Source organism: Streptomyces sp. NPDC098789, assembly GCF_044759975.1.
Taxonomy (GTDB): Bacteria; Actinomycetota; Actinomycetes; order Streptomycetales; family Streptomycetaceae; genus Streptomyces.
Genome location: NZ_JBIWAJ010000003.1, coordinates 268,598 through 279,954 on the forward strand (window position 1 = coordinate 268,598; position 11,357 = coordinate 279,954).

At 72.8% G+C, this 11,357-nt stretch carries 8 protein-coding genes; 5 read left to right on the forward strand and 3 right to left on the reverse strand.

Annotated features, from left to right (window positions below):
- Nucleotides 1-340 precede the first annotated feature (340 nt).
- From ACIQWR_RS08715 to ACIQWR_RS08730, 4 genes are all read left to right on the forward strand, one after another.
- Nucleotides 341-1,273, forward strand: a complete 933-nt coding sequence (locus tag ACIQWR_RS08715; RefSeq protein WP_404006015.1) for a terpene synthase family protein — start codon at nt 341-343, stop codon at nt 1,271-1,273.
- A 14-nt stretch (nt 1,274-1,287) separates the two neighbouring features.
- Nucleotides 1,288-2,640, forward strand: a complete 1,353-nt coding sequence (locus tag ACIQWR_RS08720) for a cytochrome P450 (protein ID WP_404006016.1) — start codon at nt 1,288-1,290, stop codon at nt 2,638-2,640.
- 217 nt (nt 2,641-2,857) lie between these two features.
- Nucleotides 2,858-5,533, forward strand: coding sequence for an ATP-binding protein (locus ACIQWR_RS08725; protein ID WP_404006017.1), 2,676 nt, complete (start codon nt 2,858-2,860; stop codon nt 5,531-5,533).
- Entirely contained in the window at nt 5,431-5,700 is a 270-nt protein-coding gene (locus ACIQWR_RS08730) for a hypothetical protein (protein ID WP_404006018.1), read from the forward strand. The genes ACIQWR_RS08725 and ACIQWR_RS08730 overlap by 103 nt, the downstream gene beginning before the upstream one ends.
- 92 nt (nt 5,701-5,792) lie before the next feature.
- Here ACIQWR_RS08730 and ACIQWR_RS08735 read toward each other — a convergent pair whose 3' ends face one another.
- From ACIQWR_RS08735 to ACIQWR_RS08745, 3 genes are all read right to left on the reverse strand, one after another.
- Entirely contained in the window at nt 5,793-7,352 is a 1,560-nt protein-coding gene (locus ACIQWR_RS08735) for a carboxylesterase/lipase family protein (protein WP_404006019.1), read from the reverse strand.
- Between the two features lie 161 nt (nt 7,353-7,513).
- Complete coding sequence (gene surE / locus ACIQWR_RS08740) at nt 7,514-8,428, reverse strand: 5'/3'-nucleotidase SurE (RefSeq protein ID WP_404006020.1); 915 nt, start codon at nt 8,426-8,428, stop codon at nt 7,514-7,516.
- A 76-nt stretch (nt 8,429-8,504) separates the two neighbouring features.
- A complete protein-coding gene (locus ACIQWR_RS08745) occupies nt 8,505-9,770 on the reverse strand; it encodes an MFS transporter (protein WP_404006021.1) in 1,266 nt (421 codons plus the stop codon).
- An 817-nt stretch (nt 9,771-10,587) separates the two neighbouring features.
- Here ACIQWR_RS08745 and ACIQWR_RS08750 point away from each other — a divergent pair.
- A complete protein-coding gene (locus ACIQWR_RS08750) occupies nt 10,588-11,319 on the forward strand; it encodes a phosphatase PAP2 family protein (RefSeq protein WP_404006022.1) in 732 nt (243 codons plus the stop codon).
- The last annotated feature ends 38 nt before the right edge of the window (nt 11,320-11,357 follow it).

Consider the following 11,357-nt stretch of genomic DNA (forward strand, 5'->3'; position numbering starts at 1 on the left):
CCCCTCGTCCCACATTGACAGTGCGCTCCGCCCTGAGAGTTAATTACTCTTTGGGTGGCCGGATGTGGTCGCACATGGCGGGATCAGGTCAGTCCATGACCGGTCCCTACCCTGCTGGTTGCAGTGAGCTGTCGTCACTGGCGGCGCAGGAGTAGGGGGGTGTGCAGCGTCGTGACCGCAATCGTGATCGTACATTGAGCGGGTATTGGCGAATCCGACTTTCCGTGGGGGATCAATGACCCAGCTCGACTCATTCTCTGTTCCCGACTTTCACCTTCCGTTCGGTAACTCCAAGCATCCGCAGGCCGCCCGGGCGAATGCCGAGGCCACGGCCTGGGCCGTGCAGCACGAGTTGGTCAGCAACGCGGTGGAGCAGTTCGCGGGCATCGGCTTCGGCCACCTCGCAGGAAGGGTCAGCGGTGAGGTCCCGTACGAGCGGGTCGTCCTGCTCGCCGAGTGGATGGCATGGTCCTTCGTCCTCGACGACCAGCACGACCACCTCATCAGGACGGGTGAACTGGGGGCCTGGCGGCCCGTCACCGATGCGATCACCGAACACCTGGAGACCGGACGCAGCGACACGGCGGCGGCCCTCGGCAATCCACTGGTGAACGGCTTCATCGATCTGTGCGACCGCATCGTCGCCGGGATGGGCGAGGGGAACGCGGCGCGCTACCGCTCCCATGTGCCGCTCATGCTGCACTCGTTGGACCAGGAGGCCGGAAACCGCCGCACCGGCGGCCACCCTTCGGTCCAGGACTACATCCTGATGCGCCGTCACAGTTCGCAGATCCTCCCGATGATGGACATGGTCGAGGCCGGTCTGGGCATCGACCTGCCCCAACACGTCCACGACCTGCCCGAGTTCCAGGACCTCACCGCCAGCGCCCTGGACGTCATCTCCTGGGGCAACGACGTCTTCTCCCTGCCCAAGGAACACGCCTGCGGGGACAACAACAACCTCGTCTCCCTCATCGCGGCCCGTGAGGGCTGCTCGCTGCCGGCCGCCGTCCAGCTGGTGGAGGGCCGCATCCAGGCCCGCATCGAGGAGTACCTGGTCGCGGAGCGGCGGCTGTTCCAGGTCATGGACGCCGACGGCGCCACCGATCCGTCCGTCCGCGCCGCGGTCGACCGGTACGTGCGCAGCTACGAGGACTGGATGATCGGCGCGGATCTGTGGCAGCGTTACGAGTGCACGCGGTACAGCGACGAACGGTTCGCGGCCGGGATGGAGTCTGCGTACACCCGCCCGGACCTGGTTTCCGTGGCATGACAGGGAGTGGGCCCATGACACAGATCGCACACAACGGCCCCGCATCCCAAGCACCCGTGGTTCCGGGGAGGTTGCCGCTCCTCGGCCACGCGCTCCAGCTGTGGCGGGAGCCGATCGCCTTCTTCGAGTCCTTACGGCACCACGGCGACATCGTCCGGATCGACATCGGCACCTGGCCCGTCCACGTGCTCACCAACCCCGATCACGTCCATGCCGTACTGGTCCAACAGGCCCAGCAGTTCGGGCGCGGCCGGATCTTCGACCGGCTCCGCCCGATGTTCGGCAACGGCATCGTGACGACCGACGGGGAGTTCCACCGCAAACAGCGCCGGATGATGCAGCCCGCCTTCCACCGCAACCACATCGCCGACTACGCGCAGGTGATGTGCCGTCAGGCCGAGGAGATGGCCACCTCGTGGACCGCGGGCCGGGAGGTCTCGATGGTCACCGAGGCCCGCCGCTACGCCCTCTCCTCGGTCGCGGAGATGATCTTCTCGGGCGAGATGAGTCGCCCCGCCGTCGCGGAGGTGCACCGCTCGCTGCCCATCGTCCTGGAGGGCATGCTCGTCCGCGCGGTCATGCCCAAGTTCCTCGACGGGGTTCCCATTCCGTACAACCGGAGGTTCGACGGCGCGGCCGCGCGCCTGCGCCGGATCATCGACGAGGTCATCGCGCGCTACGGCGACGAGCCCGGCGACCGGGAGGACCTCCTGTCCCTGCTGCTCTCCAGCGTGGACACGGAGACGGGCGAGGGGATGAGCGCCGAGCAGGTGCGGGACGAGGTGATCGCCATCATGTTCGCGGGCACGGAGACCTCGGCGACCACCCTGTCCTGGATCTTCCACGAACTCGGCCGGCACCCCGAGGTGGAGAAGCGCCTGCACGCCGAGGTCGACGCGGTCGTGGGCAACCGCCCCGTCCGCCCCGAGGACCTGCCCAAGCTGACCTACGCGCACAGCGTCTTCCAGGAGACGCTGCGCCTGCACTCGCCCCTGCTCTTCACCCGGCGTGCGCTCGTCCCGCTCACCCTGGGCGGCGTCGCCATCCCCGAGGGGGCCGAACTCGCCTACAGTCCGCACGCGTTGCACCGGGACCCCGCGCTGTTCCGCGACGCCGCGCGCTTCGACCCCGACCGCTGGCACGAGGACACCGGTGAACGGCCGCGCGCCCACCGGTACCTCCCCTTCGGGGCGGGCCAGCACAAGTGCATCGGCGATTCGTTCGCGGTGGCGGAGATCCTGACCGCGGTGGCGAGCGTGGCGTCCCGGTGGCGCCTGGTCCCCGCGCCGGGAGTCACCGTCCGCGAGGTCCCCGCGGGGATCCCGCAGCCCAGCGAACTGCCCATGATCCCCGCGGCGCGACGCTGACGCCGCGGCCCGTGCGGCAGCGGGCCCGGCGACCGCGGAGGGTACACGGTTGTTCTCGTACGGGTGGCGAGATACCGCAAGAATGTGCTTAACCAGGAACAACTCACCCCTTGGCACGTACACTCGGGCGCACGCGCTGGAGGGGGCACGAGTGTCACATGTCACGGAGCCACGAGGAGGGGCGGCCAAGCCCCTGCTCGAACGGGAATCCGAAGTCTTGGCGATCCACCGCGCGGTGGACGAGTTGTGCGGATCCTCGGGGCAGGGGCTGGGCCCGGCCGCCCGTCGCGGAGGCGTCCTGACCTTCGCCGGGTCGGCCGGCATAGGGAAGACCACCCTGCTGACGGAGGCCCGGCGGCTGGCCTCCGAGCGCTCCTGCACGGTGCTCTTCGCACGCGGCGGCGAGCAGGAGCGGCAGGTGCCGTTCCACGTGATGCGCCAGCTCATCCAGCCGACGTTCGCCGCCATGAGCGAGGACGAACGGCGCGAGGCGCTCGGCAACTGGTACAGCATCGTCGCCCCGGCCCTCGGGCTCACCGCCGCGCCGAAGGGGCCGACGGCTCCCGACCCGCAGGGCGTGCGCGACGGCCTGGACTGGGTCGTCACGCATTTAGCGGTGCGCAGCGCCCCCGTCGTGCTGATCGTCGACGACGCGCACTGGGCGGACGCCGAGTCACTGGCCTGGCTGACCGCCTTCACGGCCCGGGCGGAAGAACTGGCCATGCTGATCATGGTGGCCTGCCGACCGGACGAGATCCCGGCCGACGCCGCGGCTTTACGCGCCCTCATGGGGCGCCAGGGATCACGTCCGCACGAGCTGGCGCCCCTCACCACGAGCGCGGTGGCCCGCATCGTCCGCGACGCCCTCGGTGAGGACGCGGACGACGTGTTCTGCCGCGAGTGCTGGGCGATCACGGGCGGAAACCCCTTCGAGGTCGTCGAGTTGGCCATGAAGGGCCGCGACCGCGGGCTCAAACCGCACCAGGACAGCATCCCGCAACTGCGCGACCTGGCCTCCGCCGTCAAGGGCAGCGGCCTCATCGAACGCCTGGAACAGCTCGGGCCGTCCACCGTGCGGCTCGCCTGGGCCGCCGCCGTTCTGGGCACCGCCGTCCCGACCGACATCGTGGGTGGCGTCGCCGCGCTCGGCGAGGCGCAGGCCGCCGAGGCCATCGCCCAACTGCGCGACGCGCGCATCCTGACCGTGCTGACGAGCGTGCGGCGCAAGCAGGTGGTGGAGTTCTTCCACCCGCTCATCGCCACCGCCGTCTACCGCTCGATCCCGCCCGGTGTGCGCGTCGCCATGCACGGCATGGCCGCGACGGCGCTGGTCGACGACGGCCACGGCGCCGCTGCCGCCGCCCGTCACCTGCTGGAGATGCACCCCGAGGGCGACCCCTGGGTGGTGCAGCAGTTGCGGCAGGCCGCGCGCGACAGCTTCTCCGCGGGCGCTCCCGACGCCGCACGCCGGTACCTGGCCCGGGCGCTGCGCGAACCTCCGGAGGTGGAGGACCGGGCCGAGGTGCTCTTCGAACTCGGTTCCGCGAACCTCCTGCACGATCCCGGCACCACGATCAACCAGCTCAGAGCCGCGCTGGAGGAGCCCAGGACCGAGCAGGGCCTGCGCGAGGCGATCACCTACCGGCTCGCCCAGGCGCTCGGCCACACCGGTCAGCTGGCCGAGGCGGCCGCGCTCCTCGCGGAGGAGGCCCGGCGGGCCACCAGCTCGCGCACCCGGTTGCGCATGCAGGCGGAGCAGTTCAAGTGGAACTCGGTCCGGGTCGACGAGGAGAACTCGCCCGCCCGCTCCCGGCTCCTCGCCCAGTTCGCCAAGCGACTCACCGGCCGCGGGCTGCCCGAGCGGCACATCCTGGGACTTCGGGCCTGGGACGCCGTCCTGCGCGGCGAGCCGGCCACGATCGCCCTGGACTACGCCGAGCAGGCCCTCGACGGCGGTCTGAGCTGGACCGACCAGGACTTCGGTTTCGAGGTACCGGCCGTCGTGGCGCTCACCTTGATGTACTGCGACCAGCCCGGCCGCGCCGAGGAGCTCTTCAACACCGGCATCGTCGAGTTCGAGGCGAAGGGCTGGCGCGGGGCGCACCTGTCGTTCGTCTACACGCTGCTCGGCTACGTCCGCTACCGGCGCGGGCGGCTCGCCGAGGCCGAGGACTTCGTGCGCAACGGCCTGCAGATCGCCGATCGCGTCGGCCAGGGGATCCCGGCGCAGTGGTACGCGATCGGCACCCTGATCGAGACCCTGCTGGCCCGGGGGAACACCGCCGAGGCCCAGCGGGTCGCCGACGCCTACAAGCTGGCGGACGGCTGGCCACCCGCGGTCGTCTATCCGGACCCGCAGGCCGTGTGGGGCAAGCTCCTGCTGGCCAGGGGCAGGATCGAGGAGGGCGAGCACCACCTCGTCTCGGCGGGCCGGCGCCTCGACCTGCGCGGAGCGCGCAATCCCTCGTGGAGTCCCTGGCAGCTCGACCTGGCGCTGGGGCAGGTCGCCCGCAAGCCCGAGCAGGCGCGGGCGACCGCGTCCGAGGCACTCTCGCGCGCACGCGCCTTCGGGACCTCCAGCATGATCGGCCACGCGCTGCGGGTGGCCGCGGCGACCACCGTCGATCCCGCCCGGGCGGCCGCGCTGCTCCAGGACTCGGTGGACCACCTCGAACAGTCCCCGCGGCCTGCGAACTCGCGTACGCGCTGGTCGACCACGGCACCGCCCTGCACACGATCGGCAGCCGCCACCACGCGGCCCAGCAGCTCTACCGGGGCATGGAGACCGCCGTGGCGTGCGGGGCCGACGGGCTCGCGGCCCGGGCCCGTACGCAGCTCGCGTCGGCGGGTCTGCGGCCGCGCCGGCTGCACACCGCCGAGCAGGAGAACCTGACCGTCGCGGAGAGCGCGGCGGCCCGGCACGCCGCGCACGGACTGGACAACACGGCGATCGCCGCGGAGTTGAAGATGGACGCGCAGTCGGTCTCCGAGCTGCTCTGCGCGGCCTACACCAAACTGGGCACCGACCGGTCCGGCCTCCGCCGCGCGCTGGGAGACTGATCCGGTCGACGGCCCCAAGGGGTGTCGGCCGGGTCTCCGCCACGTCGCGGAGATCCGGCCGGCACCCCTTGCCGGTATCCGGTGCGAACCCGTCAGAGCGGCCGGTCGGGCTGGGTCCGCCAGAAGGCGCACCGGTGCTCCGTCGCGAAGCCCTGGTCCGGCCGACTCCCGGCCGGACCGAGCGTCAGCACCGCGCCGTTGGGGCCGGCCGCCGGCCACGGCGTCTGGCCCCGCACCGCGGGGGTCCCGTAGCGCGCGAAGGCGCCCCAGTACCGCTTCATCCGGGTCGCCAGGGCGTTCTGGACCGCGGTCAGCGGCCGGTCCCCCATGGTGAAGTCGTACAGGTAGGCCAGCTCGGCGCTGTGCGCGTTCGACTCGTCCAGTCCCGGCACCTGGGCGCCCGCCAGGGTCGGGGAGTCTGGGTCGTCGAACTCGTAGGCGTAGGTGGGTACCTGACGAGCGAACAGGCCGGTGGTCCGCGCCGTCTGACAGGCGAAGGTCGAGTCCGTCATCAGCGCCGACAGCGCCAGGTACGGGGATCCGTGGGCCGCCACCGGGTAGCGGGCCAGTACCTCCGGTCCCGCCGCGCCGTAGGTGTCCAGCACCTGCCGCGCGTATTCCTGCTCCGTGAGCCGGGGCTGCGTCAGCGCCACGAAGAAGCGGGCCTCCGAGCGGGTGCTGCCGATCAGCACCGGGACCTTGTTCCAGGCCCCGGCGGCGATCGCGGCGGCCGGGTCCCGCGGGAGCAGCCCGTCGCCCGACGCCGGGCCCGAGGTGGGCAGCGTACGGGCCGCGTCCACCAGCGCCGGGCCCGTGGCGGCCCGCAGACAGGCGACGACCGCCCCGGGATCGGCGCAGCCCGCCCGCGCGGCGAAGGCCCGCGCCTCGGCGGCGGCGCGCGCCGCGTCCGGCGTGCGGAGCAGCGTGCACGGCCCGCTCTGCAGCACGGCCCGGTGGAACAGTCCGGCCGCGGCGGGGGCGGCCAGCAGCGCGCACACGGAACCGCTGCCCGCCGACTGGCCCGAGACCGTCACGTTGCCCGGGTTCCCGCCGAACGCCGCGGCGTTCCGGCGGATCCAGTGCAGCGCCTCGATCTGGTCCATCAGGCCGAAGGAACCGGAGCGCCGCGGATCCTCCCCGGCCAGCTCGGGCAGGCCCAGATAACCGAGCTGCCCGAGGCGGTAGTTGATGCTGATGACCACGCTGTTCGTGAGCGCGGCCATCGTGCGGCCGCCGAACTGCGCCCCGGTGCCCTGGCTGTACGCGCCCCCGTGCATCCAGAGGATCACCGGCAGCCGCTCCCCCGCCCGGGCTCCCTGCGGCCGGTACACGTCGAGGTAGAGGCAGTCCTCGCTCACGGCCAGCGGATCCCGCAGGCCGAACGGGGAGAACTGGAGGCAGGCGGGTGCCTGTCGGTCGGCCTCGCGCACCCCGCGCCAGGGGCGCGGCTCCACGGGGGCGCGCAGCCGGAAGTCGCCGACCGGCGCTCCGGCGTAGGGCACGCCGAGGAACTCCTGCGCGCCGTCGTGCACCCGGCCGCGCAGTGCGCCCTGGGCGACGGCGACCACGGGGCGGGCCGGATCGCGCGGTGCGGCGGCGGCCGGGACCGCGGGGGCGAGCAGCGCGGCGAGGGCGGCGAGGACGCTCAGCATCCGAGCCGTACGGGGTAAGGGTCTTGGGGTACCGGTCCGGGTGGACCGGGTGGAACCGGTCGCGGGGCGTGGCATCCGTGCTCCTGGGTTCGAGGCCGTCCGGTGGGGCGCGGGTCGCTCCCCGCGCCCCACCGGACGGGTGGTGGGTGGCCCGGCAGGGGCTACGGGCGCAGTCCGGCCAGCAGGGCCCGGGCGACGGCGAGGTCGAGGGGGCCGGTGTTCCAGTCGGCGTTGATCGGGCTGATCGCGATCCTCCCGGCGCTCACGGCTTCGACGTCGCCGCCGCGGGCCGGGGTGCGCAGGTCCACCTTCACGCCGACCTTCCAGGTGCCGTCGCCCGCATCGGTGAAGTCGGACTTCAACACCGGCTGCGGGTCCTGGAAGGTGGTCGCCACCGCGGCGGGCGTGCCCTTGCCGTCGGCGCCGATGACGGGGTGGTTGACGTTGAGGCCGACGCCCTCGGGCAGCAGCCGGCCGGAGCCGGCCCGCGCGCGCAGCCGGTCGATCAGTTTGACCGCGAAGTCGAGCGTCGGGCCCATCGCGTTGATCGTGGTCACGGGGTCGGGGGCCGCGACGCCACCGGTGCTCAGGGCGATGGCGGGTATGCCGGCCTCCAGCCCGGCGACGGCGCCGCCGACCGTACCGGAGTGGGTGGCGAGGGCCGCCACGTTCGGGCCGTAGTTGGTGCCGGACACGACGAGGTCGGGGGCCTTGCCCTCGAAGACCTCGGAGAGGCCGAAGGTCACCGAGTCGCCGGGGGATCCGTCGACGGCCCACACCTTCGGCTCGGGGTGGCGCACCGTGATGGCCGGGGCGTTCGAGCCCTTCGTGCCGGCCCCGCTCTGGTTGGTGAGCGGCGCGACGATGGTGACGTCGTGTCCGGCGGCGGTCAGCCGCGCGAACGCCAGGCGGATGCCCGGGGCGTTGTAGCCGTCGTCATTGGTGAGCAGGATCCGCAGCGGGCGCGCGGGCCCGGCTGCCGGTACGGCCGGTGATGCGGCGGCGGGCACCGTACCGGCGAGGGCGGGTGCGCAGAGCAGCAGGGTGGCCAGCGGCAGAACACGCTTGCGTTGCACGGAACGCTCCTTGAAAGAGGCGGAGTTGCGGGAATGGAGGAGGGAGAGAGGGAGGTGAGGGGCGGCTGCCCGCGGGTCAGCGCACGCTGCGGATCGGGAGGATCGCGAGGGCGCCGATCAGCGAGAGGGCGCCGCCGACCAGGAACAGCGGGGTGTACCCGCCGAGTGCGGTGACCACGGCGGAGGCGACGAACGGGGCGATGATCTGCGGCCCGGCGTTCGCGATGTTCAGGACGCCCATGTCCCGGGCGGCGTCCTCGGCCCGCGGCAGGACCAGGGTGACGAGCGCGGTGTCGACGGCCATGAAGCAACCGAAGGCGAGCCCGTTGAGCGCGCTGAAGACGAGCATGCCGGTCCAGGTCGGGCTGACGACGGGGACGACCATCACCAGCCCCGCGAGGGCCGCCGACACCCCGACGAACACCTTGCGGCGGTTCCAGCGGTCGGAGAGCATCCCCCCGACCACCGTGGAAACGGCCATGGCGACCATGGAGACGGGGGTGAGCACGGCCATCGCGTCGGGCGGGGTCAATCCGTCGGGCAGCGCGATGTGATCGTCCAGGATGTACAGCTGGTAGCCGACGACCGAGAAGTAGCCGAGGACCATCAGGGCCCGGCCGATGAAGGCCCAGCGGAAGTCGTGGTGGCCGAGCGCGGAGAGGAACGCCTTCACCTGCGCCCCCTTGGGTGCGGGCGGAGCGTCGGCCGCGGGCGCGGCCGGGCTCGTGGTGCGCGGCAGGTCCCGGCAGAAGGCGGTGAGCAGCATCGCGGCCGCGGCGATCACCCCGCCGAAGACGAGGTACCCGGTGCGCAGGTGGTCCGCCGCCTGGGAGGCGATCAGTACGCCGACCGTGCCGCCGATGGGCAGGCCCAGCCCCACCACCGCGGAGGCGGTGCCGCGCCGGGCGACCGCGATCCGGTCGGGGACGATCGCGGTGACGGCGGCCTGGTAGACGTTCATGGTCGCCTGGATCAGGCACCAACCGATGCCCACGAGCAGCGCGGTGGTGACGCTGCCGAGGAAGGCCAGGCCCGCGAGCGAGCCGAGGGCGCCGCCCAGGATCCAGGGGCTGCGGCGGCCGCTGCGGTCGGAGAGGGCGCCGGCGATCGGGTTGAAGGCGGTCGCGAAGATCGCGCTGACGCCGCCGACGAGGCCCAGGACGGCGACCTTGTCATCGCCGGCGATCGCGGCGATCTGGGTGGGGAGCAGGATGGAGCCGACGCCCATGTAGACCGCCATCATCGCGGAGTTGGCGACCAGCAGGAGGAGAAGGAGCCCCCGTCTGTGGGGCGGTTCGTGATCCGCCGGTACGGGCGGATCGATCAGCTCGTTCGTGACCATGACGACTCCTCGGGGGACGGAGCGGGGAGGTGGTGTGGAGCGTGCGGAGCGCGCGTCGGGTGGCGCGGCGTGCCGCCGGGGTGCGCGGGGATACGAGGTGCGCGGGGTTGCGGAGGTGCGGACTCCGCGAGCGTGGGTGCGGGATGGTGCGGCGCGCTCGACATGGTCGACGTGTCATGTGGTCGACGTGTCATGGGTCGACGTGTCATGGGGTCGACGTGGTCGATGTGCTGGTTCACATGCCGTGGTGCGACGCGCTCGGGGTGCTCGACGCGGCAGGGTTAACGCGTTGTTGTTACACGTGTCACTTCCGGCGTCTGGACACTGTGTAGCACTCCATCCGGGGCCTCGCCAAGACCTGGCGCCGGGCGATGCACAGATCGTGACCCTCGACCGAACGCCACCAGGGACACGTGTAACTGGCCGATCACGGCCACTGACCAGGCCGGTCGCGTCCTAAAACCCTCTTGCCCTTGTGGTGGCGGTCACGCATCCGCAATACTCCGTGCCGCAGCGCGACGCCCCGGCCCAGGCCGGACCCGGACCGGCCTCTTCCGCTCCCCCGCCTCCGCTGCCGCCTCCTCCTCCCCGCTCGCCCGCCACGCCCCCTCCCGGCGCACCCGGCCCTCACCTCCCGCGGCTCCTCCGCGACCCCTCGCCGAGCCTCCCGCGGGTCATCCGCGACCCCCCGCCGACCCTCCCGCGGCCCGCCGCGACCGGCCGGCGCCCGACGCCGCGCGTCCGCTCGCCCGCTCACCGAGCGCCCCCGCACTGCCGCCCGCCCCGCCCCCGCGAGTCGACCCCGAAAGGCCCCGCCATGCCGCGCCCCGCCGTCCCCGCGTCGCCGCCGCCCTCCCTCACCCCCGCTCCCGCCCGGCCGCCCCGCCACCACCTGCCCGCGGAGCCGCCCCGGCGCGCCCTCGTCGCGGGCGCGTCGCTGCTCCTCGTCCCCCTGCTGGCCGGATGGCTCCTGCGGGTGGACGAACGCCCCTTCTTCCAGGGCCTCGACGACGCCTGGGCCCGTTCCGCCGGGGGCTCGTCCGCGGGCGCCGCCACGGAGTTCGCCCTCGCGCTCGACCGGCTCGGCGGGCCACTGGGGCTGATCCTGCCGCTGATGTTGACCGGCTGCCTCTGCGTGTACGGGCGTTGGCGCTCGGCGCTCTTCGTCCTCGCCACGAACGTCCTGGCCAACGTCGCCGTCGTACTCCCCCTCAAGGACCTCGCCGACCGGCCCCGCCCCCCGCACACCTGGGTCCTGGTGAACGACGGCTCGTACCCGTCCGGTCAGGTCTTCAGCGCGGTCGCCCTGGTCGTCGCGGTCGCGGTGGTGGCGGTTCCGCCGCGCGCGCGTCGCTGGTGGTGGCTGTTCGGCGCCGGGTACGCGGTGGCGATGATGTGGAGCCGCACCTGGCTGCATGCCCAGTGGGCGAGCGACACCCTCGCCGGCGCCCTCGTGGGGGCGGGGGCGTGCCTGCTCCTGTGGCGGGCGTTCTCCCGGCTGCTGGCCACGGAGGCGGAACGGACGGCGGCCGACACCCTCTGGACGTGAGCACCGCGCACCGCTCCGCCCGACATGCATATCGCGAA